This window comes from Pseudomonas fluvialis (assembly GCF_002835605.1).
GTDB classification, from domain to species: domain Bacteria; phylum Pseudomonadota; class Gammaproteobacteria; order Pseudomonadales; family Pseudomonadaceae; genus Aquipseudomonas; species Aquipseudomonas fluvialis.
Genome location: NZ_PIYS01000003.1, coordinates 244,283 through 265,842, shown reverse-complemented (window position 1 = coordinate 265,842; position 21,560 = coordinate 244,283). Strand labels below are relative to the sequence as shown.

The following is a 21,560-nucleotide window of genomic DNA, read 5'->3' as shown; positions in this document are numbered from 1 at the left end:
AAACTCGGCTAGCCCCCATTTGCATGACATCCGCCGCAGAAGCGGCTTTGTCATCGTGGAGTTAGACGAGCATGAGTGTGGAAACTCAAAAAGAGACCCTGGGCTTCCAGACCGAGGTGAAGCAGCTGCTGCACCTGATGATCCATTCGCTGTACTCGAACAAGGAAATCTTCCTCCGTGAGCTGATTTCCAATGCCTCCGACGCGGCCGACAAATTGCGTTTCGAAGCACTGGCCAAGCCTGAGCTGCTCGAAGGCGGTGATCCGCTGAAGATTCGCCTGTCCTTCGATAAAGAGGCCAAGACCGTCACCCTCGAAGACAACGGTATTGGCATGAATCGCGAGGAGGTGATCGCCCACCTCGGCACCATCGCCAAGTCGGGTACCGCCGACTTCATGAAGAACCTTACCGGCGACCAGAAGAAGGACTCGCAGCTGATCGGCCAGTTCGGCGTGGGCTTCTATTCGGCGTTCATTGTTGCCGAGCAGGTTGATGTGTACAGCCGGCGTGCCGGCAGTCCGGCCAGCGAGGGTGTGCACTGGTCGAGCAAGGGGGAAGGGGATTTCCAGGTTGCGACGATCGACAAGCCCGAGCGTGGCACGCGCATCGTCCTGCAGCTGAAGAGTGGCGAGGAAGAGTTCGCCGACGGCTGGCGCCTGCGCAACATCGTCAAGAAGTATTCCGATCACATTGCCCTGCCCATCGAGTTGCCGAAAGAGCATTACGGCGAGGAGAAGGACAAGCCGGCCGAGCCGGAGTGGGAAACCGTCAACCGTGCCAGCGCGCTGTGGACGCGTCCGCGCAGCGAGGTCAAGGACGAGGAGTACCAGGAGTTCTACAAGCATGTCGGCCATGACTTCGAGAACCCGCTGAGCTGGAGCCACAACAAGGTCGAGGGCAAGCTGGAGTACACCTCGCTGCTCTACGTGCCGGCCCGCGCACCGTTCGACCTGTACCACCGCGAAGCGCCCAAGGGCCTCAAGCTGTATGTGCAGCGCGTGTTCATCATGGACCAGGCCGACCAGTTCCTGCCGCTGTACCTGCGCTTCATCAAGGGCGTGGTCGACTCCAACGACCTGTCGCTGAACGTCTCGCGGGAAATTCTGCAGAAGGACCCGGTGATCGACTCGATGAAGTCGGCGCTGACCAAGCGCGTGCTGGACATGCTGGAGAAGCTCGCCAAGGACAAGCCCGACGATTACAAGACTTTCTGGAAGGCCTTTGGCCAGGTGCTCAAGGAAGGCCCGGCGGAAGACTTCGCCAACAAGGAAAAGATCGCCGGCCTGTTGCGTTTCGCCTCCACCGCCGGCGACGGCGAAGAGCAGTGCGTGGCGCTGGCCGACTATGTGGCGCGCCTCAAGGACGGTCAGGACAAGCTCTACTACCTGACCGGCGAAAGCTACGCGCAGATCAAGAACAGCCCGCACCTGGAAGTGTTCCGCAAGAAAGGTATCGAGGTGCTGCTGCTCACCGACCGCATCGACGAGTGGCTGATGAGCTACCTGACTGAGTTCGACGGTAAGCAGTTCGTCGATGTGGCGCGTGGTGATCTGGACCTCGGCTCGCTGGACTCGGAAGAGGACAAGAAAGCCCAGGAAGAGATCGCCAAGGCCAAGGAAGGACTGATCGAGCGCCTCAAGGGGGTGCTGGGTGAGCAGGTCGCCGAGGTGCGTGTGTCGCATCGCCTGACCGATTCGCCGGCCATCCTGGCGATTGGTGAGCAGGACCTGGGCTTGCAGATGCGCCAGATCCTCGAGGCCAGCGGGCAGAAGGTGCCGGAGTCCAAGCCGATCTTCGAGTTCAACCCGGGGCATCCGTTGATCGAGAAGCTGGATGGTGAACCGGACGAGGATCGCTTTGCCGACCTTTCGCACATCCTCTTCGATCAGGCAGCGCTGGCGGCGGGCGACAGCCTGAAGGACCCGGCCAGCTACGTGCGTCGCCTCAACAAGCTGCTGGTCGAGTTGTCCGCCTGACCGTCAGCCTGTACGAGAAAGCCCGCTTCGGCGGGCTTTTTCATGCCCGGCGGCTGGCGCCAGGGCGCTGGCGTGCGGACTGCTCGCGCTGGTAACGCCGCGGCGCCAGGCCTTTCCAGCGCTTGAAGGCATGGATGAAGTTGGATACCTCGCCGTAGCCCAGGCGTTCGGCAATCTCTTCCAGCGTCAGCCCGCCGGTGGCGAGCAGTTCTTCGGCGAGGGTCTGGCGCACTTCGTCGAGCAACAGGCGGAAATGGCAGCCTTCTTCGTCCAGACGACGGCGCAGGGTGCGTGAGCTGATGTGCAGGGTGGCGGCCAGCTGCTCCATGCTCGGCAGGCGTCCGGGGCGCTCCAGCAGCAGGCGGCGGATCTGCCCGGCCAGTCCGCTGTGCTGGCTGCGTTTGGCCAGCAGGCGCTGACAATGTTCTTCGCAGAGCTGCACGGTGTGCGGGTTGGCGGCGGCCAGCGGACGGTCGAGCAGGGCGCGGGGAAACACGCAGCGGTTTTCGGCCTGGGCAAACAGCGGCAGCAGGCCCAGCTCATGGCGATAGCGCTCCGCGTTGTCCGGTGCCGGCAAGCGCAACTCGATGCGCAGCAGAGGCGGTTCGCCACCCAGCACTTCGCGCAGCACCTGGAGCATGCCGGCCAGGTCGCGCTCCAGTAAAAAACCGCGCAACGCTGCGGGAATATCCCGGTCATCGAGCAGCAGGTGCGCTTCATCGCCGTGCACCTCCAGCTGCATGGCATGGAAGGCGTAGGTCAGGTCGAGGTAACGCAGCCCCAGGCGGGCAGCGTCGCCATAGGTGGGGCTGGAGAGCAGGGCAAAGCCCCAGATGCCATAGCTGTTCAGCGGATAGCGGCGGCCCAGCGGCAAACCAAAACCAGGCCCGGCCTGGCACCCCTTCAGCAGGTTGGCGACCAGCTGCAACTCCTGCTCGGCCTCGACTTCCGCAGAGGGGTCGGCCAGTTGCTGCCAGTCCAGGCCGGTTCCCTGCAGGCAGGCTTCAAGAGGCAAACCGTGGTCCAGGCCATACTGGATGAGCAACTGCACGCTGACGGCACTGCGGCGAGGGCGGGGCATAGGCTGTCCGAAAGTCACAATCTGGTGGCCGACTATGCCATAAACCACGGCCTGGGAAAGCCCTAGCATGTGCTGACCATGCATGGAGAAAACAATGAACAACAAGACTCCTGAGCAGACCCCCTGGCGCGTGCTGATTATCGGCGCGGGTTTTGCGGGTCTTGGTCTGGCGATGCAGTTGCGCCGTCAGGGCCATGACGACTTCCTGATCCTCGAACAAGCTGATGAGCCTGGCGGTACCTGGCGGGATAACCATTACCCGGGGGCGGCCTGTGATGTGCCCTCGCACCTGTATTCCTTTTCCTTCGAGCCCAAGCTCGACTGGAGCCGGCGTTTTGCAGCGCAGGCGGAAATCTTTGCCTATGTGCGCCAGTGCATCGAGCGCTACCAGCTGGCAGAGCGCATCCGCTGCCGCAGTGAAGTGGCCGAGGCGAGCTTCGATGAAGCCGCTGCGCTGTGGCGGGTCACCACCCGTGATGGCGCGCAGTTCACGGCACGTGCGCTGGTCAGTGCCTGTGGTCAGCTGAATCGCCCGCTGTATCCGCAGTTGCCGGGGCTGGAGCGTTTTGCCGGTGAGCAGTTTCACTCAGCGCGCTGGCGACACGATGTGGCGCTGAGCGGCAAGCGGGTAGCGGTGATCGGCACCGGGGCCAGTGCCATCCAGTTCGTGCCACAGATCGTCCCCCAGGTGGCGCGCCTGCACCTGTTCCAGCGCACCCCGGCCTATGTGATGAGCAAGCCGGACCGTGCCTACAGCCGTTTCGAGCTGGCGCTGATGCGTCGCTGGCCCTGGACGCAGAAGCTGGACCGGGCCTGGCAGTACCTGTTCCACGAGGTGCGTGGGGTGGCCTTCTTCCTCTGGCCGGCGCTGATGAAGCTGCAGCGCCAGCGCGTGCTGCGCCAACTGGCCCGGCAGGTGCCGGAGCCGGCCTTGCGGGCGCGGCTCACCCCGGATTATCCGCTGGGCTGCAAACGCATTCTGATCAGCAATGACTACTACCCGGCGCTGTGCCAACCGCAGGTGGAAGTGGTCGACACGGCGATCCGTGAGGTGACCGAGCAGGGCATCATCACGGCCGACGGCCAGCTGCGCGAGGTCGATGTGCTGATCTATGGCACCGGGTTTGCCGCCAGTGATTTCCTGGCGCCCATGCGCATTCGCGGCCTGGGCGGGCTGGAGCTGAACCAGGCCTGGCGGGAGGGTGCCGAGGCGTACAAGGGGATCAGCGTCAACGGCTTTCCCAACCTGTTCATCCTCTACGGGCCGAACACCAACCTGGGGCACAACTCGATCATCTACATGCTGGAAAGCCAGTTTCCCTATGTGCTGGCCTGCCTGGACAAGCTCGATCAGGGCGTCCGTTATCTGGATGTGCGCAAGCCGGCGCAGGACGCCTGGAACCGTCAGGTGCAGCAGGCGATCAGCCAATCGGTATGGGAGCAGGGTTGTAGCAGCTGGTACAAGAATGCCGCCGGCAAGCACACCAACAACTGGTCCGGCTTTACCTTCAGTTATCGCCGGCAGACGCGCCGGCCGCAGTGGGCTGACTATGAACTGGTGCGTTGAGCTGCCGCCGGCCAGTCGGACTCAGCGCCTGCTCAGCGGGTTGTTGCGTGGCGTGACCCGTGTGCTGTTCCGTGGCCTCATGCGGCCCGCTGTGCCGCTGCTGATGCAGCGTGCGCTATTGCGCCTGGCCACCCTGTTGCCGCCCCGTGCGCGCGGCGTGGCTATTCGCCCGGGCAGGCTCGGTGAGGTGCGCTGTGAGTGGCTGCAGGGGGCGCGCGACAATGGCTGGGTGGTACTTTACCTGCACGGCGGCGCCTTCGTCCTCGGCTCGCCGCGCACTCACCGGGCGATCACCAGCCACTTGGCCAGCATCAGCGGGGCGCGGGTCTGTGCGGTGGATTACCGTTTGGCACCGGAGCACCCCTGGCCGGCTGCGGTCGATGATGCGTTGAGTGCCTATCGCGCCCTGCTGGCGCAGGGGCAGCCGGCTGACCAGTTGGTGATCGCCGGTGATTCGGCGGGTGGCCAGCTTACCCTGGGCCTGGCGCTGCGCCTGCGCGAGGCGGGCCTGCCGCAGCCGGCCGCGCTGGTGTGTTTCTCGCCGGTCAGCGACCTCAGTGGTGCAACCTGGCATGAGCCGCCGGCGGGAGACCCGCTGCTCGGGCGTGCCTGGCTGGAGCAGGGCGTACGCAGTTACTGTGCGGGGCAGCCCGACCTGCGTGCAGCGTGGCTTTCTCCACGCTATGCCAGCCTGCACGACCTGCCACCTCTGCTGGTGCAGGTCGGTAGCGACGAGCACCTGTTGACCCAGAGTCTGGCCTTACAGGAGCACGCTGAGCTGGCCCTGCGTCTGGAGGTTTATCCCGGGCAGTGGCATGTCTTTCAGATCAACTGCGGATTGCTGCAGGTCGCCAGGCTGGCCATGCAGCGTGTCGCGGCCTTCCTCAAGGAACAGGGTTGCCAATGAAACATATTCTGATCACCGGGGCCGCATCGGGAATCGGCGCGGCCAGCGCTCGGTTGTTTCATGCGCGGGGCTGGCGGGTGGGTCTGCTGGACCGCGATGCCGAGTCGCTGGCCGCTCTGGCCGGGCAACTGCACGGCGCCTGGCAGCGGGCGCTGGATGTCATCGACGAACAGGCGGTAGCTCAGGCATTGCAGGACTTCTGTGGCGAGGCCGGTGCGTTGCATGTGCTGTTCAACTGTGCGGGACTGCTGCGTTTTGGTTACTTCGAGGCCATCTCCACGCAGGAGCATGCGCAGATTCTCCAGGTCAATGTGCTGGGCTTGCTGCAAGTCACCCATGCTGCCTTTCCTTACCTGAAGGCCGCGCAAGGCCAGGTCATCAACATGGGCTCGGCGTCCGGACTGTATGGCACGCCGCACATGGTCAGTTACTCGGCTTCGAAGTTTGCCGTGCGCGGATTCACCGAGGCGCTGGAGCTGGAATGGCGGCGCCATGGCATCCGCGTCGGTGACCTGATGCCGCCATTCGTGGCCACGCCGATGGTCGACAGCCAGAGGTTCACACCGCCCACCCTGCGTCGCCTGGGCGTGGCGCTGCGTGCCGAGGACATCGCCCGGGCGGCCTGGCGGCAGGTGCATGCGCCCCGTGTGCACCGGGTCATTCATTGGCTGTTCACGCTGATGTACTGGGCCGGGCAGCTGTCGCCACCGCAGGCCAATCGTATGCTGATGGCCTGGCTGTCGCGTGAATGAGCGCCTGCCGTGGCAGGCATGTCAGACAATGCCCGGGCATGCCGCCGGGCGGTCGCGCTGGCCGCTGCGCAGGTATGGCTTGACGCTATCACGGCGGGTGTATTTAGTGAGGGACTTGGTCGCTTACTGATCCCTGTCGAGTCGCTGCATGTCCGTGTTTTCCCGCTTCTTTGTCGATCCCCAGCAGACTGCCGAGCTGCTGTCGATGCAGCACAGCCATGCTTTGGTGCTGGTGTCCATGCTGGTGGCCGTGCTGACCTCGTGCATGGCACTGCAGATTGCCGGCATGGCGCGCCTGAGCCGCTCGCCGGCTTCACGGCAACTGGCCATCGCTACTGGCGCACTGGCTCTGGGCGGTGGCGTCTGGGCGATGCACTTCATCGGTATGCTGGCTATGTCATTGCCGGTCAAGGTCAGCTACGACCCCTTGCTGACTGGCTTGTCCATGCTGCCCAGTCTGGCGGCCTCCTGGGTGGCCCTGGGCTTGCTGGCACGCCGCCAGATCAGCCGCTGGCAATTGGTCAGTGGCGGCGTGTTGGTGGGCGCGGGTATTGGCCTCATGCATTACAGCGGCATGGCAGCCATCCAGATGCAGCCCATCCTGCGCTATGACCCCTGGCGGTTTGCCCTGTCCATTGTGGTGGCGGTGTTGCTGGCAATCATCGCTTTGTGGGTGCGCTATGGCCTGCGTGGGCGTATGGCCAGCCTGGCGGCCATTGCGGCCGGCGGCACGGTGATGGGCCTGGCCATCAGCGGCATGCACTACACCGGAATGGCCGCCGCCCGTGTGTTGGGTAAGGCCGAGTTTGCCGTACCACAGCCCATGGAAGGCAGCTTTTACCTGGCCAGCATGATTGCCATGGCCACCCTTAGCCTCAGCGTGCTGGTTGGCGCGGTCAACGGCCTGCTGCGTTATCGCGATCTGTACCGTCAGCGCCTTGCCGGCCAGACGCGCATGGCCGCGGTGCTCAATACCGCGGTCGACAGCATCATCATCATTGACCAGTACGGCGTGATCCAGGGCGTAAACCCCTCGGTGGAAAAGCTCTTTGGCTGGCGTGAGGATGAGTTGCTCGGCGAGAACATCCGCCTGTTGATGCCTGAACCACACCGTGGCCAGCATGATGACTATTTGCGCCGCTTCCGCCAGGGCGGACAGGCCAAGATCATCGGTGTGGGGCGCGAGGTCGAAGGCTTGCACAAGGATGGCCGGCTCTTGCCGATTCGCCTGGCCATTGGCCGCGCAGAGATTCCCGGGCAGGTCATGTATGTCGGCTTCATCAGCGATATCAGTGAACGCAAGGCCATGGAGCAAGCCCTGCGTGACAGCGAGCGGCAATATCGCTCGCTGATCAGCAACATCCCGGGTGTGTCGTTCCGCTGCCTGCTGGATGACAACTGGAGCATGCTGTTTATCAGCGACGCGGTAGAAAGCCTGACGGGTTGGCCGGCCAGTGACTTCATTGAGCGGCGACGTTCGATTGCCGATCTCTATCACCCGGCTGACTTGCAGCCGGTCGCCGAGCAGGTGGCGGCAGCCATTAGCGAAGGGCGTCAGTACGTCGTGGAGTACCGCCTGTTCGACCGCGAGGGCGGTGAACACTGGATCTGGGAAAGTGGTTGCGCGGTATGCGATGAAGCCGGAAAGCCGCGCTGGATCGATGGTGTATTGTTCGACCAGACGGAAACCAAGCTGCGCAATGCCGAGTATGCCAGCAAGGTAACGGCCATCAGCAAGGCGGTGCTGTTGGTTGAGTTCGACATGCGGGGGCGGATCCTCACGGTCAATGACAACTTTGTCGATTTGTTTGGCTATGAGCGTGAAGCCTTGTGCGGTCTGCCGCATGGCGTGCTCTGTTCTGCCGAGCAGCGTGCCAGCGCGGAGTATGCGGCGTTCTGGGAGGCCCTGCGCCAGGGTGAGTTTCGCTCGGGCGAGTTCTGCCGCTACGCCCGTGACGGCCGAGAGGTATGGCTGCAGGCGACCTACAATCCAATCCTGGACGCCGACGGCAAGCCCTGCAAGGTACTCAAGCTGGCTACTGACATGACCCCGCGACGGCTGATGGAGCAGGAGTTGCGCAATGCCCGTGACCGGGCCGAACAGGCGGCCGCGGCGCGCAGCAGCTTCCTGGCCAATATGAGCCATGAGATTCGCACGCCGATGAATGCCATCATCGGCTTTACCGAGCTGTTGCTCGACGGTCCGCTGGACGCACAGCAGCGCCGTCATCTGCAAACTGTGCAGCACTCCTCGCGCGCCTTGCTGGGCCTGCTCAACGATATCCTCGATACCGCCAAGCTGGATCGTGGGGCAGTTGAGCTGGAAAATCTGGATTTCTCCCTGCGCGAGTTGTGCGAGCAGGTCTGCGATAGTCAGCGCCTGGCGGCGGAAGCCAAGGGCTTGCAGTTGCAGCTGAACTACCCGGGGGAGTTGGGCGACTATTTCAAAGGTGACGCCCTGCGTTTGCGTCAGGTGCTCACTAACCTGTTGGGCAATGCAGTCAAGTTCACCGAGCGGGGGCAGGTTTGCCTGCGTGTTGCCGGGGTGGCAGGCGCGTTGCGTCTGCAGGTTGAAGACTCTGGTATCGGCATTGCCGCGGATCGCCTGGAGCGTATTTTCGACCCCTTTGCCCAGGCAGACGCCTCGATGAGCCGGCGCTTTGGCGGTACCGGGTTGGGTACCACCATTTCGCGGCAGCTGGTGGAGTTGATGGGCGGGCGGCTTACGGTAACCAGTCAGTTGGGTGAGGGCAGTTGCTTTACCGTCGAGCTGCCCTTACCGATCGGCTCGCAGCAGCTGGCCCGGGCCTTGCCGCAGCGCCTGCCGCAGTTGCCTAGCCTGCGCATCCTGGCTGCGGATGATGTGCCGCAGAATCTGGAGCTGTTACAGCTCAATCTGCAGCGTCTCGGGCACCAGGTACGAGGTGTCAGCGAAGGGGCGGCTGCGGTAGCCGCCTGTGCCGCAGAACCGGTCGACCTGATTCTCATGGATGTCCAGATGCCCGGTATGGACGGCTTGCAGGCCACCCGGCAGATTCGCGCCCGTGAACAGGCCGAGGGGCGCCGGCCTGTACCGATCATCGCCTTGACCGCCAGTGTGCTGGATCGTGATCGCCAGGCTGCGCTGGATGCCGGTATGCAGGGTTTTGCCAGCAAACCGCTGGATATGCCGGCCTTGCTGACGGAAATGGCGCGTTTGCTGGGGCAGTCCAGTGAGTACCTGCCACAGGCTGATGATCCGGCCATGCAGGGGTTGTTCGACTGGCGTCGTGGGGCCGCGCTGTGGGGCAGTCCGTTGGCCATGGCCGCTGCAGTGGCTCGCTTCCTGGCTGAACAGACGGAAATTCCGGCGCAATGGCGTACCTACTGCATAGCGGCACAGTGGCCGTCCCTCGCCAGTGAAGCGCACCGCCTGCGTGGTCTGGCCGGCAACCTTGGCTTGCCGGCTCTGCACGCGTTGCTGACTGAGCTTGAGCAGGCGGCGAATACTGCGCAGGCGACGCGATGCCAGCAATTGCTCGATGAACTGCCGCGCTTGCTGGCGCTGCTGGCCAACAACTTGCCACAACAGCCACAGCAGCCGCAGGCCTGCGCGCCGACGGTATCGGCACAGGGTGCACTGGATCATGCGGCGCTACTGAACGATCTGCACAGGCTGCAGCAGGCGTTGCAGCGTGGTGCCCTGGACGAGCCAGCACTGCAGCGCCTGATGGTGTTGGGCGCGCCGGCTGAGGCACTGCGTGCGGCGCTTGATGAATTTGATTTCGAGCGGGCCCTGGCCCTGCTCGCCACCCTGCAGGCTGAGCTCCAGCTTGCGGCCACGGAGTAGAGACATGTCCGACGATAGCCGCCGCCAGCTGTTGCTGGTCGATGACGAAGCCAGCAACCTGCAGGTGTTGCGGCATATCCTGCAGGATGATTACCGCCTGCTGTTTGCCAAAGAAGGTGCCAAGGCTCTGGAACTGGCGCATCGCGAGCAGCCGGAGCTGATCCTGCTGGATGTGATGATGCCGGGGATGACCGGCTTCGAGGTCTGTGCGCAGCTCAAGGCCGATCCCCGCACGGCGATGATCCCAGTGATCTTCGTGACGGCCCTGGCGGATGTCGCCGATGAGGCGCGCGGCTTTGCCCTGGGGGCGGTGGACTACATAACCAAGCCGGTCAGCCCGCCGATCGTCAAGGCGCGGGTAAGTACCCACCTGTCACTGGTGCGCGTTGAAGAACTGTTGCAGTCCCGTCTGCAGATCGTTCAGCGTCTGGGCCTGGCTGCCGAGTACAAGGACAACGAAACGGGGTTGCACGTCATTCGTATGAGCCACTATGCCCAGATACTGGCCCGCGCGGCCGGCTTCAGCGAGGCGCGGGCTGAACAGTTGCTGCATGCCGCGCCGATGCATGATGTGGGCAAGATCGGCATTCCCGATGCGATCCTGCGCAAGCCTGGCAAACTCGATGCAGCGGAGTGGCAGGTCATGCAGCAGCATGCCGAGATTGGGGCGCGGATCATCGGTGAGCATGCGACTGGATTGCTACGCATGGCCCACGACATTGCCCTGAGTCATCACGAAAAGTGGGATGGCAGTGGCTATCCCCATGGCCTGCAGGGCGAGGCGATTCCCATCGAGGGGCGTATCGTGGCAATTGCCGATGTGTTCGATGCCTTGACCAGCGAGCGTCCTTACAAGAAAGCCTGGACGGTAGAAGCAGCCATCGAGTTGCTGCGTGCGGAAAGTGCTCGGCATTTCGATGCGCACCTGGTCGAGCTGTTCATCGCCGAGTTGCCGCAGATCCTGCAGATCAAGGCGCGCTGGGCGGAAGAGCAAGGTACGGCAAGTCGCTGAAGCGCCTGTCATGATGCTGTCATCGTTGCGTCATTACCCTCTGCGCAGCAAACGGAGGGATGTCATGAAACGCATACTGATGGGCATGGCGCTGTGCGCCCAGGCGGGCTTGCTGCAGGCCGAGGTACAGGTGGTCGGTGCGGTCGAGTACGGTCTGTTCGAAACTCGCCATGAGCATTTTGAACCGGGGCAGCGGGTGCTGACGCGGCAGAATCAACGGATCATTCCAGGCCAGGAGATTCCCGCCCGACTGGGCAGCAAGTTCGGCCTGCGCTACCAGTTGAGCGGCAAGCAGGCTGGCGAGCAGCCGCTGACCTTGCTGTATCTGACGCCGGGTGTGGTGACGCCGGATGGCCAGCGACATGACAAGTTCGTGGTGACCCAGGCACTGAGTGCGGCAGGGCAGCCGGACCTGATGGCCTTCGAGTTCAGCGAGCCCCATGAGGTGGTACCCGGCGAGTGGCACTTCATGGTGTTCCAGGGCGATCGCAAGCTGCTCGAACAGCGTTTTCAGGTCCGTTGAGAGTGCTGCTGCTTTTCAGGCTAGCCGGCTGACCAGGCGAGTACCATGCGCCAGGTTGTCGGCCACCGGGCAGCGCTGCTCGATGAGCGCCAGCAGGTCAGCCTTGCCGGCCTGGTCCAGGTCGGCATCGATATCCACGATGACACGCAGCTCCTGGAAGCCCGGGCGTACTTCACTGTTACGCCCTAGCAGGCCATCCGGATCATAGTCGGCCTCCAGCTCGAAGCGCATGCCGCGCAGATTGATCTTTTGCTGGTGCGCGATGAATCGGCCAATCGTGCCGAAGCAGCCTGCCACGGCAGCAAGAATGGCTTCCAGTGGCGTCGGGCCAAGGTCCTGTCCGCCAGCATTCTTCGGTTGATCCATGGTGAGCGTTTGCTGACCACACTGTACGTGGATGGCCATGCCGGCATTGAGCTGGCCAGTAGCACGGATGGTTTTCATCGCCATGAATGTTTCCTTCTGCTTGTGTAGATGAATCGGGATGAATTACCTGGCCAGCGTAGTGCCCCGTGGAGAAACCACCATGATTTGGATCAATACCCTATGGGGTATTTTGGCGGTGGTTATATAGTGGTTATCGGGGCGTGGCGAACGGTTCTGCGCCTGGAGACAGACAGGCAGCGCATAAAGGAGAATTGCTAGGCGGCTGGCAGTTGTCGAGGAGGGCAGCCAGGCGTATTGGCCCGCCTGGCTGTGCTGCGCAATGGCCGACTGAAAGGTTTGCCTCTGTCGAAATGACTCAGAAGCCGAGTTTGTCGCGCAGGCTGTAGTAGGTAGCGCCGAGCGCGGTCAATGGCACTCGCAGCAAGCGACCGCCCGGGAAGGGGTAGTGCGGCAGGCTGGCAAAGGCATCGAAGCGTTCAGCCTGGCCGCGCAGTGCTTCGGCGAGCACCTTGCCGGCAACATGGGTATAGGTCACTCCGTGTCCGCTGCAGCCTTGCGAGTAGTAGATGTTGTCAGCGAGGCGCCCGACCTGTGGCAGGCGCGAGAGGGTCAGCAGGAAGTTACCCGTCCAGGCATAGTCGATCTTCACATTCTGCAGTTGCGGAAAGGTCTTGAGCATCTTCGGCCGGATGATGGCTTCGATATTCGCCGGATCACGCGCCCCATAGACCACTCCGCCACCATAGATCAGGCGTTTGTCGGCCGACAGGCGGAAGTAGTCGAGCAGGTAGTTGCAATCTTCCACACAGTAGTCCTGCGGCAGCAGGCTGGCGGCCTGCTCGGCGCTGAGTGGCTCGGTGGCGATCACCTGGCTGCCACACGGCATCGACTTGGCGGCCAGCTCCGGCAGCAGGTTGCCCAGGTAGGCGTTGCCGGCCACCACGACAAAACGTGCCTTGATGCTGCCCTGTGCCGTATGCACGCGAGGCTGGTTGCCGCGTTCGATCCTGGTCGCCGGGCTTTGTTCATAGATCACCCCGCCGAGGGCCTCTACCGCGGCGGCTTCGCCCAGGGCCAGGTTAAGTGGGTGAATGTGTCCGCCGCTCATGTCGAGCATGCCGCCTACATAGTTGTCGCAGGCGACGACCTGGCGAATCTGCTGCTGATCGAGGATTTCCAGTTGTTGATGCCCGAAACGCTGCCACAGACGCTTTTGGGCTTCCAGGTGCTTCATTTGCTTGGCATTGAAAGCGGCGAACACCCCACCATCCTTGAGGTCGCAAGCGATCTGATAGCGCTGCACGCGATCACGAATGATGCGCCCGCCCTCGAAAGCCATCTCGCCCATCAGTTGGGCCTTCTTGGGGTCGACGCTACGCTCGATCACATCGATATCGCGGCTGTAGCTGTTGACGATCTGCCCACCGTTGCGGCCGGATGCGCCAAAACCGACCTTGGCCGCTTCCAGAATGCAGACCTTGAAACCATGCTCAAGGAGAAACAGGGCAGTGGACAGTCCGGTATAGCCGGCGCCGATTACGCACACATCGGTTTCTACCTCACCGTGCAGGGCGGGACGTTGCGGACTTACGTTGGCCGAAGCAGCGTAAAAAGAAGGGGGATAGGCGATGTGCGTCATATTGCAACCTCTGTTTATTATTCTTTACAGATGGGCTGATGCTAACCGAGCCGTGAGCGGCCGGCTAGCCCCTGTATGAAATACTTTACAGTTCGCCGTGCTTTCTTTTGGGATGTAAAAAATGCCTTTTTTCAGCAGGTTAGCGTAATTGCTTGTTGACAGGCAGGTTGATGCAGGTAGAATGCGCGCCAACACAGGCACATAGCTCAGTTGGTTAGAGCACCACCTTGACATGGTGGGGGTCGTTGGTTCGAGTCCAATTGTGCCTACCAAACAAAACCCGTCTAGCACGGGGCTTAGAAGGGCGATTCGAGAGGATCGCCCTTTTTCGTTTTCAAAACTTTTTCCATATTTTTTCAAAACGCACCACCAGCGCTACAGCTTCAGGCCTGCCTGAACCCGCTGGTACACGGTGCCCTTCCTCTCGTGGCCTGCCTGGTAGTAGGCGGTCATGTCCTCGCTGGCGTGCCCCATCAGCGCTTGCACATACTCCCTCGCAAAGCCTTGTTGCTCATACAGCCAGGCTCCCAGTGCGCGCAGTTCGTGGATGGTTGGCCTGGCCATGGGGTTTTTGATGTCGTTGTAGGCGCCCGCCGCGTCACGGGCCTTGCGGAACTCTTTGGTCAGGTAGTCCGGCGTGATGGCTGACCAGGATTCCTTGGCCTCGATCTGCTCACGCCTGCGCGCCCGCGGCTTGTAGCGGAGCAGGGTGGGGCCGGCGATTGGATCTGCCAGACACTCCTGCACCACGGCCCGCAGGTCGGCGCCCATCTCGATCTCCAGATGCACAGGCGTACCGTAGTTTTCGGTTTTGCCAGGGCTGAGCCGGATCACGCCATCGGCCATGTCCACATCCGTGCGCTTGAGCGTTACCAGGTCTTCCCGGCGCTGCAGGCTGAGCAGGGCCAGGCGGATGGCGCGGCGCAGCCAGTCGGGCGTTGTGCCTGCCGCCAGGATTTTCTGTACGCCCTCGAGCGTGTGGCGAGCGCGGACCTTCTCGGCCTCTCGTTTGCGCAGTGTCATCTCTGCGCAGTTGCGGTCGGCCAGACCCTTTGCTACTGCGAAGTCGAACAGCTGGACCATCAGCCCGCGGTGCTTTGTGTAGGCGTTGTTCTCGAACTGGTCCAGGTACTCGGCAACAGCCAGCACATCCAGCTGGCCGACCAGCTTGCTGCCCAGGTCTGCCCGGTAGCGTTCCAGCTTGATGCGTATCTCGCTGACTGTGCTGGCTGCCAGGCCTCGGGTGGGCAGGTGCTCTTCCTCGAAGCGATCGCAGAGCCGCCGCATGGTCGGCGCGTCTTCGCCGGTGAGCAGGGCCAGCAGATGGCCGTCATCGGCCATCAGTGGCGCCAGTTTGGCATTGGCAGCCCGGGCCAGCTTGATGGCCTCGGCCAGTGGCTTGTTGATGCTGGTGACCTTGCCCGTGATGGGGTTGCGGTACCGCCAGTACGCACCGTTTGGATACAGGTTGTCTGGCAGGGCGCGGTTTTTCGCGGTGCGCTTGCGAGGGGGAGCCATTACGCCACCTTGGTCATCTGCTGGAGTAGCGGGTCGTTGCTGCCGAGCAGTTCGGCTTGTAGGTCGACGAAATACAACCCGCCTTTGATCTCGCCGATCACGGTGCCGTCTTCGATCCAGCGCTTGAGCTGCTGCAGGCTCGGGTGGCGACCGGCGAACCGGAGTTTGCGATATTCGCCGGCCTCGATCAGGCGCGGCAACTGGATGGTCATCTGTGCGATTACCTTTGCCATGGGCAATACCTCTGCGTGCCGGCATCGCCGGCTTCTTTGATCGCGTGGGTGAGGGGGGGAGTTAAATCAGGGTGATCTGCGCGGCTGTCCAGCGCTGGCGCTCTGCATCGCGCAGAGCTTTTGCCTCGGCCTTGCCCTGTTTCAGGCGGGCCAGGCAGGTAGGCGTCTGGTTGCGCACTATGTCCGGCTTGAGCTCGCGGGCAAACAGGCGGTTGAAGTAGTCGGCATCGAGGCCGTAGGCGTTTTCCATCACTCGCTCCCCATCATGTCATTGCCAGCGCAATGGCCCTGGCATCCAGGCTCGCCGCACTCCGAGCAGCGCTCGCCTTGATCGGCGCAGCAACTGACGTGCTCGAACCAGTCGTCTTCGTCGTCGAACATTTCGTCGCAGTGCGGGCACTCGCCCATGAAGCGGCTCATGGTTTCGACTCCAGAGGCTCGGCGTTGCCGGCTGCGTAGCGTTGGAAGCCGCGCGCCCACTGCTTGAACGTCTTGTCGCCGAAGTACACCGCCATCGGCGACCGCATCAGGTCGCGCTTGTTGCGATCTACGGCGGTGACGACGCCAGGGAAGCCGTGCTGCGCCATGACCCAGCCGCTCCAGCCGACTTGGCGGTAGAACGCAAGGCGAACGGCAGTGCGGAAGTCGTCGGCCTTGTCGCTGGGCTTGAGGCGGCGAATGTACGGGCGGTATTTCTTGTGCTTGCTGCTCATGCGCTCTGCTCCAGGCACTGTTCTGTTTCATCAGCGGCGGCAGCTACAGGGGTCAACCCGTAGTCGCACTTGCAGTCCCACTCTTCGGCCCAGTAGTTGCCTTCGCCATCAAGGCCGTCTTCGTCCACTTCGTCAGGGCGCGGCACGACGTTGATCTTGTCGCAGGTGTGCGTGATTTCACCGGCAATGACGTTCTCGACCTCTTCACTCCAGCCGTCGTCGAGATAGGCGCTGATCACCTCTTCGGCGGCCTTGTTGCGATCCTCGGGGCTGCGGAAGTACAGGAAGTCGAAGCCTTCCGGGTCGTACAGGAAAAAGCGGAACTCCTGGGAAGGCGAGTAAGCAGCGGTGACGCCGTTGATTTGCCGGGTATTGGAAGTGCTCATTTATTCGGCGCCCCTTTCAGTGATTCAAAAACGTCCCGACTCACGATCATGGTCTGAGCCGGAAGCATGTCGTTGCGGATAACTTGGATGCCGCCCCACTGTTGCTGGCGGGGCGACGGGCTTTTAAGTTGGCAGCAGCAGCGGTCAGGGTGTGCCTGCGGCTCGTTGCAATGGCTCATGGCGCCACCTCGCCTGGCGTGGCGCCGAAGGGTGCGAACTCGACTACCGGCGTGCTGCCTTCTTCCAGGCATTCGCTGCAGGCAAAGTGCAGGCCGTGAACCTTGTTGCCGTCGTCGTCCTGTACATCTCCCACCCACAGGACGCCGCCGACGAACATTTCATCGACCTCAGTAGCGTCTTCGTCGCCCCCGCAATGGAACATGATCGCGGCAATGTCTTCTGGCAGCAGTTCCATGCGCGCAGGAACCAGGGCGTAGCCTTCCGGTATCGCGGGCTCTCGCGCCTCAAGCTCTGCCAGGCGGGCGCGGAGCTGGTCGCGGTCGCGTGCAATCCCGAGCATGTGCAGCTGGTGATTCTCTATGCTCGCCTTCAGCGCCTCGATCGCATCCGCTGCCTCTTCCATCAGCGCAGTATCACTGCCCCAGGCGATCCGCTCGCCCAGTGCGATCATGCTTGCCTTGATCCGCAGTCGCTTTGGTAGGTCGCTCATGCCTTTGCTCCGTCCAGCTCATAGCTGAGTGTGGTTTTGTGGGTGGCCAGCTCGGCATCGATGGCGATGGTGTTGAGCAGGCGGGCCAGGCGGCGCAGATCCGAGGGGCGGAGTTCGGCGCGGTCACGCGGCAGGTTTTCCAGCACAGCCAGCGGTTTGCCCTTGGCGCACTGGGTGAGGGTGGCGGTTATCACTCGGGGCATGCGGCGCGCTCCTGTGGCGATGGGGTTGTGCAGCGCAGGCAGCGGCAGGTTCCGATGCGCTGGCCGGTGGTGCGGCAGTAGATGGGCATGACTTCTCCCTCGCCAGTGGCGTGAAAGGTGGGTTGTGGGGTAGGTTCGAGGGCCGGCACTGGGCCGGCACAAGGAGGCTTTGTGGATAGAGGCGAATTGTTTTACCAGTTCATGCAGAAGTACCCGTCTGCAGAAGATCACCAGTTCGAACTGAATGAGCGGCGAATGTGTGAGATTCGGCTAGGTATGTTCCATGACATTGTTGAAGAGGCATTTGTCGGCGTTTATCTGCGGACTGGGGAGCGCTGCGATGAAATGAGGCTTCTGGAGCAGGACATGAGTTCGGCCCTCGGTGTGATTCGCGTACTGCCGGAAGCGGCACTCCAGCTTGCCCTGGAGCATGCGAAACGATTTCCAGGGCGGGGATGAAGCAACACCCGCCGGCCGCGCATCGGGCAAGGATGGCGGCCGGGCTGGGTTTGTATGGCGCCGTGCTGTTGTACGTAGCGGTCCGTGAGTGCGGCGAGTTCCTGGCGCTCGTGCTCGCGGGCAGCGATGGCGTTGTGCTCCAGGCAGATCATGCCACTTGCTCCCAGCGCTGGTAGCTGAGCACTGCCAGGCGGCCCTCCTGGCGGAAGAAGGTGGGCGACTCGCTGAACCCCTGGCGTTTGGCCAGGGCGCGGGCATCGCGGATGGTGCGGCCAGCAAACTCAACGGTGAGCAGTTGCTCCTGTACGGTGGCGGGTTGCGTGCGCATGGGTGGCTCCTAGCGTTGTGCCGGGCAGCAGTGCGTGCCTGCTGGCGCGGGGTGTGTGGAGTGGGTGGGGAATTGGGTGTGCCCCTTTTTCGCCGCCGGCGGGGCTACCGGCATACGGCCTGGCCGCGCTGTCGAACGGCCGCCTGGCTTGCGGTTTATTCACTGCAGGGCGCTTTGATCCGGCCGTGGAGAGCTGATCTGCCATCAGGTGTGTGGCGCTAACCCTGCAGCCTGGCGAGCCGCCACGCTGTGGATTGGGTTCCCGGGGCTACCACCCCGCCGGGCCGGGTTTCGCAGAGCCGCTGTTGCGGTTCTACCTGGGTAGCTCAGGTTGAGTGACTTCCCGTCTGGCCCTCGCTGGAAGGCCGGCCAGTGAAATCGTTGTTGCTCCGCAGCACCGTCCGGGTCATTCGCGCGGTTCGGTCTGCACCTCGTCAGCGGGCCCCTCATGGCCTGTTGCTGATCGCCGGTCGCCGGCTGGCGCTGCGGTTTGGTTCACCTGACTTACTGTCGCCCCACAGGTGATGGCCGGGGCTGACCTAACCGGCTGGGCCGGGTAGTCGTTCATGGCGCTGGTTGTTAAAGAGCGGTGGCCTTTCGGCCTGGCCGTCGTTTCCGGCGGCGATGGAGTGAATTTAGCTACAGGCTAAAGTGTCGTCAATAGCTCTGAGCTAAATTATTTTCGCCGGGCATGAAAAAGCCCGCGCTTGGCGGGCTTCTCAGTTCGCGATTAGATCAGCGCGGAGTGGTTTTCTTGACCAAAGGTTTCTTCTCCCAGCGCTTTGCCAGGCTTTCGAGCTCTTGATAGAAGGTATGCTTGCCGGTCGACTCGCGAATGGCGGCGATGAAAGGGTTCGCCTGCGCATACAGGTTCATCACCGTGCTATAGCTGGCCTCGTGAAGCATTTTCTCGCAGTAAATCCCTTGATTGATGCCGACGCAGATTCGCTCCCAATGGTTGAGCACATAGCGAATATCGTTGGCCTCTTCGGAGTCACGCTTGTCATCTTTGGCGAACGACCGGATGTTTGCATCGGGCGCGTTGTGTAGCGCCTGAAGCCGCTTGTAGCCCTTGGTCAGCTCCGCGTCTGCCCGGGTTCCGAACATAAGGTCAGCCGTTTGCTTTCGCTTGGCGGTAGACTTGGCACTGAGCACAGAAACGATGGCCACTGCGACGCCTGTGGCCAGAACAAAATTTGCAAACGCCTTTGATCCAAGCAGGCTCACCAGGCCTGCGCAGAACTCTTCCATAGCTTTCTCCCCATCAACAAAAAAGGAGGCCCGCAGGCCTCCGTTTTTTTTACAGGCATTTAGATGCCTTCGTATTCTTCGCGCCCGACACCCATCAGTTTAGTAGTCATACGTTCGCTCCTTATTCCTCCTAGCTGGCTCCCAACGAGAGAAACCAGTCGTGTAATTAGTATAGCAACCTGTGGATAAGTTCAATCTTGAACTGTTTCCGAGAGTGTGCTTGTTGCTTGCTGCGTGGTGATCAAAAAGGTAGCTCAGGCGATCTTCTGCCACCAGTCGATCGTGCTATTGGCCAGCACGTCACTGGAAGGTGCTTCGATGATGTCGATGCCGGACGTTTGGTAGCGATCGAGCAGGCGCCGAGTGGCGTCCTGGTGCTTGACGAACTCGCCGCGGGTCATGCCGCTGGCTTCCTGAGGCATGAGCACCGACATCGAGGAGCGTTTGCGCTCCGAGTTGCTGGTGATCAGCAGCAGGTCGGAGGCGGCCTGCAGTAGGTTGTTCTCGACCACCATCGGGCTCTTGTACCAGGCCGACACAACCGCGCCGGCGGCACGCTCGTTGAGCAGGGGGATGTCGACATCGATGCTGGCGTTGTTGGGCAGCTTCAACCTGTAGGGCTCTGTGCAGATGATGCGCTCTGCCTCGAGCGCCATCTTCTCGCGCATGATTTCGAACAGGGTTTCGCGCACCTTGTGGTTGGAGCGGTAACGGAAGTTGTTGTTGCGGGCCTTGTTGGTTGGCGCCCCAAGCGTTACGACGTCCTGGAAGAACTCATCGACCACGCTCTCCGCATCGACGCCTGAGGCATACAGCGGCTCGCCGAGCCGGATGGTATCGCTGAGCTCGGAAGGGAGGTCCCGGTGATGGCGGCGTATGGTCTCTTCGATGTCCATCATCAGATGGGCGAGGCTGCCATGGTCAATACGCTGGTCGTAGAGGCACTTGATGCGGTCGAAGGTGTCGAGCATGCGCACTTCGACCTTGTCTGCGTACTGGAACATGACGCCGACGTTGAGATATTCCCCGGCGTCTTCATCCAGGCATGCGCTGATCGGGCGCCATAGGCCGCTGACGACCGATTGCTCGGCCGCGCTGAGGCGCTCACGTAATCTAGCCAGGTTGCTCATATAAACATGCCGGATGCTTTGGCGTATGCTGCCGGGTCGTGCCGCGATTGCAGCAGTTGGATGATAGCGTCTATATCCAGGGCGTCGAAAAACTCGGCCAGCACCGTTCTGGCTGCTGCTTCGCCTCTATCCCTGAAGCTCACCGCGAATGCATTGTACGCCATGATCATCTCGCTTTTCTTGGGCAGCTTAGCACTCCAGTTTGGTTCGTGAGTGTCGATGAAGTTCCGAAGGCGATTGCTTGGGGTGTAGCCAGGCCCGCAGGCGCCGAGTTTGCCAGGCCGCCAATTCGGGTAGATGAGGATGCGGCCGTGATCGATAAGGGTGAGCTCTGGCGTGCTGGCGAGCAGGTTGCCGGGGTGGCGATCCGAGTTGAACAGCCAGTCATCGAACGCGATCACCTTTGGGGTGTCTGGCGCCTCGATAAGGTGCTTGACCAGACGCTTGAGCCTGCGCTGCTGGAGGAAGTCGAGATTAATACCGCCCATGTGCTTCTGCACCAAGTTTGGGTGGTTCATGTCCTGGCTGAACCAGCAGAGGTAGTTCTGCTGAAGTGGCCCTGCCCCGACCTGCTTTAGCTTCTCCACCACCTGCTGCGGGATCTTTTCGCGTTCCAGCAGAATGACGCCCGCCACCTCTGGCACTCGACAATCGCAAGCCTCGGCCAGCACGTAGCCCAGCGCCTCATTGATGATCTCCTGATTGTCGACGGGCCGGCGCGTTGCCGGGCATTCGATCAGATCTGGCAGCGGTTTGACGTAGCAACGGACGCTTTGCCCGTTGACTCTGATCTTGGCGCGGAACAGTGGGCTGACGCCGCTCACCTTCGGCGCCCTCAGCGCCCCCGCGAATGCATCACTGCTTAGGGTGTGGATCATTTTTCTGTAGCTTGTCCTTTAGGCGCTTATGGCTTCCTTGCGTGCTGGCTGGCTGTGTGCCTTCGCTGCCTTCGAAGCGCGCCGCTATTTGGTCGAGTAGATCTAGGTCTGCGTCAGA

The 21,560-nt window shown here is 62.1% G+C and carries 23 protein-coding genes and 1 tRNA gene; 9 read left to right on the top strand and 15 right to left on the bottom strand.

The genetic code is table 11. The features are described from left to right. Window positions 1-71: 71 nt before the first annotated feature. Entirely contained in the window at window positions 72-1,976 is a 1,905-nt protein-coding gene (gene htpG / locus CW360_RS03095; protein WP_101192724.1) for a molecular chaperone HtpG, read from the top strand. Window positions 1,977-2,016: 40 nt separating this feature from the next. Here htpG and CW360_RS03090 read toward each other — a convergent pair whose 3' ends face one another. Further along, the gene (locus tag CW360_RS03090) at window positions 2,017-3,057 is read right to left on the bottom strand and encodes an AraC family transcriptional regulator (RefSeq protein WP_101192790.1); all 1,041 of its coding nucleotides are present in this window, start codon (window positions 3,055-3,057) and stop codon (window positions 2,017-2,019) included. 94 nt (window positions 3,058-3,151) lie between these two features. On the opposite strand from CW360_RS03090, the gene CW360_RS03085 reads away from it, so the two are divergent. From CW360_RS03085 to CW360_RS03060, 6 genes are all read left to right on the top strand, one after another. Continuing rightward, window positions 3,152-4,624 (top strand): flavin-containing monooxygenase, encoded by a 1,473-nt coding sequence (locus tag CW360_RS03085; RefSeq protein ID WP_101192723.1) that lies wholly within the window; start codon window positions 3,152-3,154, stop codon window positions 4,622-4,624. Beyond that, complete coding sequence (locus CW360_RS03080; protein ID WP_101192722.1) at window positions 4,608-5,531, top strand: alpha/beta hydrolase; 924 nt, start codon at window positions 4,608-4,610, stop codon at window positions 5,529-5,531. Before CW360_RS03085 ends, CW360_RS03080 begins: the two co-directional genes overlap by 17 nt. Then, window positions 5,528-6,283, top strand: a complete 756-nt coding sequence (locus CW360_RS03075; RefSeq protein ID WP_101192721.1) for an SDR family oxidoreductase — start codon at window positions 5,528-5,530, stop codon at window positions 6,281-6,283. The genes CW360_RS03080 and CW360_RS03075 overlap by 4 nt, the downstream gene beginning before the upstream one ends. A gap of 148 nt (window positions 6,284-6,431) precedes the next feature. Beyond that, complete coding sequence (locus CW360_RS03070; RefSeq protein WP_101192720.1) at window positions 6,432-10,112, top strand: PAS domain S-box protein; 3,681 nt, start codon at window positions 6,432-6,434, stop codon at window positions 10,110-10,112. 4 nt (window positions 10,113-10,116) lie between these two features. Beyond that, window positions 10,117-11,124 (top strand): HD domain-containing phosphohydrolase, encoded by a 1,008-nt coding sequence (locus tag CW360_RS03065; protein ID WP_101192719.1) that lies wholly within the window; start codon window positions 10,117-10,119, stop codon window positions 11,122-11,124. A gap of 64 nt (window positions 11,125-11,188) precedes the next feature. After that, the gene (locus CW360_RS03060; protein WP_101192718.1) at window positions 11,189-11,647 is read left to right on the top strand and encodes a DUF3859 domain-containing protein; all 459 of its coding nucleotides are present in this window, start codon (window positions 11,189-11,191) and stop codon (window positions 11,645-11,647) included. A gap of 15 nt (window positions 11,648-11,662) precedes the next feature. On the opposite strand, the gene CW360_RS03055 is transcribed toward CW360_RS03060, so the two are convergent. Together CW360_RS03055 and CW360_RS03050 are read right to left on the bottom strand one after the other, a co-directional pair. Further along, complete coding sequence (locus tag CW360_RS03055; RefSeq protein WP_093985247.1) at window positions 11,663-12,097, bottom strand: OsmC family protein; 435 nt, start codon at window positions 12,095-12,097, stop codon at window positions 11,663-11,665. 292 nt (window positions 12,098-12,389) lie between these two features. After that, window positions 12,390-13,673: an NAD(P)/FAD-dependent oxidoreductase gene (locus CW360_RS03050; RefSeq protein WP_101192717.1), complete on the bottom strand. Its 1,284-nt coding sequence runs from the start codon at window positions 13,671-13,673 to the stop codon at window positions 12,390-12,392. 195 nt (window positions 13,674-13,868) lie between these two features. Here CW360_RS03050 and CW360_RS03045 point away from each other — a divergent pair. Continuing rightward, a tRNA-Val gene (locus CW360_RS03045) sits at window positions 13,869-13,945 on the top strand. Window positions 13,946-14,048: 103 nt separating this feature from the next. Here CW360_RS03045 and CW360_RS03040 read toward each other — a convergent pair. The 8 genes from CW360_RS03040 to CW360_RS03010 all read right to left on the bottom strand — a co-directional run bounded on the left by CW360_RS03040 (window position 14,049) and on the right by CW360_RS03010 (window position 17,396). Further along, window positions 14,049-15,191 (bottom strand): tyrosine-type recombinase/integrase, encoded by a 1,143-nt coding sequence (locus CW360_RS03040; RefSeq protein ID WP_101192716.1) that lies wholly within the window; start codon window positions 15,189-15,191, stop codon window positions 14,049-14,051. Beyond that, a complete protein-coding gene (locus CW360_RS03035; protein WP_101192715.1) occupies window positions 15,191-15,424 on the bottom strand; it encodes a hypothetical protein in 234 nt (77 codons plus the stop codon). The genes CW360_RS03040 and CW360_RS03035 overlap by 1 nt, the downstream gene beginning before the upstream one ends. A gap of 61 nt (window positions 15,425-15,485) precedes the next feature. After that, entirely contained in the window at window positions 15,486-15,674 is a 189-nt protein-coding gene (locus CW360_RS03030; protein WP_101192714.1) for a hypothetical protein, read from the bottom strand. After that, window positions 15,674-15,844 carry a hypothetical protein gene (locus CW360_RS16725; RefSeq protein ID WP_157825250.1) on the bottom strand — a complete coding sequence of 57 codons (171 nt, stop codon included), beginning with the start codon at window positions 15,842-15,844 and terminating at the stop codon, window positions 15,674-15,676. The genes CW360_RS03030 and CW360_RS16725 overlap by 1 nt, the downstream gene beginning before the upstream one ends. Further along, entirely contained in the window at window positions 15,841-16,137 is a 297-nt protein-coding gene (locus CW360_RS03025; RefSeq protein ID WP_101192713.1) for a hypothetical protein, read from the bottom strand. The genes CW360_RS16725 and CW360_RS03025 overlap by 4 nt, the downstream gene beginning before the upstream one ends. Continuing rightward, entirely contained in the window at window positions 16,134-16,523 is a 390-nt protein-coding gene (locus CW360_RS03020; protein ID WP_101192712.1) for a hypothetical protein, read from the bottom strand. Before CW360_RS03020 ends, CW360_RS03025 begins: the two co-directional genes overlap by 4 nt. A 175-nt stretch (window positions 16,524-16,698) precedes the next feature. Next, window positions 16,699-17,193 (bottom strand): hypothetical protein, encoded by a 495-nt coding sequence (locus tag CW360_RS03015; RefSeq protein ID WP_101192711.1) that lies wholly within the window; start codon window positions 17,191-17,193, stop codon window positions 16,699-16,701. Further along, complete coding sequence (locus CW360_RS03010) at window positions 17,190-17,396, bottom strand: hypothetical protein (protein ID WP_101192710.1); 207 nt, start codon at window positions 17,394-17,396, stop codon at window positions 17,190-17,192. Before CW360_RS03010 ends, CW360_RS03015 begins: the two co-directional genes overlap by 4 nt. A gap of 171 nt (window positions 17,397-17,567) precedes the next feature. Here CW360_RS03010 and CW360_RS03005 point away from each other — a divergent pair, with 171 nt between their 5' ends. Then, complete coding sequence (locus CW360_RS03005; RefSeq protein ID WP_101192709.1) at window positions 17,568-17,855, top strand: hypothetical protein; 288 nt, start codon at window positions 17,568-17,570, stop codon at window positions 17,853-17,855. A gap of 148 nt (window positions 17,856-18,003) precedes the next feature. Here the strand turns inward: CW360_RS03005 and CW360_RS03000 are convergent, their stop codons facing one another. The 4 genes from CW360_RS03000 to CW360_RS02985 form a co-directional block, all read right to left on the bottom strand. After that, on the bottom strand, window positions 18,004-18,183 hold the full coding sequence (locus CW360_RS03000; protein ID WP_101192708.1) for a hypothetical protein: 180 nt from the start codon (window positions 18,181-18,183) through the stop codon (window positions 18,004-18,006). Window positions 18,184-18,918: 735 nt separating this feature from the next. After that, window positions 18,919-19,434 carry a DUF4760 domain-containing protein gene (locus tag CW360_RS02995; protein WP_101192707.1) on the bottom strand — a complete coding sequence of 172 codons (516 nt, stop codon included), beginning with the start codon at window positions 19,432-19,434 and terminating at the stop codon, window positions 18,919-18,921. A 254-nt stretch (window positions 19,435-19,688) separates the two neighbouring features. Further along, window positions 19,689-20,564, bottom strand: a complete 876-nt coding sequence (locus CW360_RS02990; RefSeq protein ID WP_101192706.1) for a hypothetical protein — start codon at window positions 20,562-20,564, stop codon at window positions 19,689-19,691. Then, the gene (locus CW360_RS02985) at window positions 20,561-21,442 is read right to left on the bottom strand and encodes a protein kinase family protein (protein WP_101192705.1); all 882 of its coding nucleotides are present in this window, start codon (window positions 21,440-21,442) and stop codon (window positions 20,561-20,563) included. Before CW360_RS02985 ends, CW360_RS02990 begins: the two co-directional genes overlap by 4 nt. Window positions 21,443-21,560: the final 118 nt, after the last annotated feature.

Bases quoted from the DNA above. Each gene is read 5' to 3' on its own strand.
- CW360_RS03035 (WP_101192715.1), bottom strand. From the start codon at position 15,424: ATGGCAAAGGTAATCGCACAGATGACCATCCAGTTGCCGCGCCTGATC.
- CW360_RS03085 (WP_101192723.1), top strand. From the start codon at position 3,152: ATGAACAACAAGACTCCTGAGCAGACCCCCTGGCGCGTGCTGATTATC.
- htpG (WP_101192724.1), top strand. From the start codon at position 72: ATGAGTGTGGAAACTCAAAAAGAGACCCTGGGCTTCCAGACCGAGGTG.
- CW360_RS03015 (WP_101192711.1), bottom strand. From the start codon at position 17,193: ATGAGCGACCTACCAAAGCGACTGCGGATCAAGGCAAGCATGATCGCA.
- CW360_RS03055 (WP_093985247.1), bottom strand. From the start codon at position 12,097: ATGGCGATGAAAACCATCCGTGCTACTGGCCAGCTCAATGCCGGCATG.
- CW360_RS03030 (WP_101192714.1), bottom strand. From the start codon at position 15,674: ATGGAAAACGCCTACGGCCTCGATGCCGACTACTTCAACCGCCTGTTT.
- CW360_RS03050 (WP_101192717.1), bottom strand. From the start codon at position 13,673: ATGACGCACATCGCCTATCCCCCTTCTTTTTACGCTGCTTCGGCCAAC.
- CW360_RS03090 (WP_101192790.1), bottom strand. From the start codon at position 3,057: ATGCCCCGCCCTCGCCGCAGTGCCGTCAGCGTGCAGTTGCTCATCCAG.
- CW360_RS03065 (WP_101192719.1), top strand. From the start codon at position 10,117: ATGTCCGACGATAGCCGCCGCCAGCTGTTGCTGGTCGATGACGAAGCC.
- CW360_RS03010 (WP_101192710.1), bottom strand. From the start codon at position 17,396: ATGCCCCGAGTGATAACCGCCACCCTCACCCAGTGCGCCAAGGGCAAA.
- CW360_RS03025 (WP_101192713.1), bottom strand. From the start codon at position 16,137: ATGAGCAGCAAGCACAAGAAATACCGCCCGTACATTCGCCGCCTCAAG.
- CW360_RS03040 (WP_101192716.1), bottom strand. From the start codon at position 15,191: ATGGCTCCCCCTCGCAAGCGCACCGCGAAAAACCGCGCCCTGCCAGAC.
- CW360_RS02990 (WP_101192706.1), bottom strand. From the start codon at position 20,564: ATGAGCAACCTGGCTAGATTACGTGAGCGCCTCAGCGCGGCCGAGCAA.
- CW360_RS03075 (WP_101192721.1), top strand. From the start codon at position 5,528: ATGAAACATATTCTGATCACCGGGGCCGCATCGGGAATCGGCGCGGCC.
- CW360_RS16725 (WP_157825250.1), bottom strand. From the start codon at position 15,844: ATGAGCCGCTTCATGGGCGAGTGCCCGCACTGCGACGAAATGTTCGAC.
- CW360_RS03000 (WP_101192708.1), bottom strand. From the start codon at position 18,183: ATGCGCACGCAACCCGCCACCGTACAGGAGCAACTGCTCACCGTTGAG.
- CW360_RS03070 (WP_101192720.1), top strand. From the start codon at position 6,432: ATGTCCGTGTTTTCCCGCTTCTTTGTCGATCCCCAGCAGACTGCCGAG.
- CW360_RS03020 (WP_101192712.1), bottom strand. From the start codon at position 16,523: ATGAGCACTTCCAATACCCGGCAAATCAACGGCGTCACCGCTGCTTAC.
- CW360_RS03060 (WP_101192718.1), top strand. From the start codon at position 11,189: ATGAAACGCATACTGATGGGCATGGCGCTGTGCGCCCAGGCGGGCTTG.
- CW360_RS02985 (WP_101192705.1), bottom strand. From the start codon at position 21,442: ATGATCCACACCCTAAGCAGTGATGCATTCGCGGGGGCGCTGAGGGCG.
- CW360_RS02995 (WP_101192707.1), bottom strand. From the start codon at position 19,434: ATGGAAGAGTTCTGCGCAGGCCTGGTGAGCCTGCTTGGATCAAAGGCG.
- CW360_RS03080 (WP_101192722.1), top strand. From the start codon at position 4,608: ATGAACTGGTGCGTTGAGCTGCCGCCGGCCAGTCGGACTCAGCGCCTG.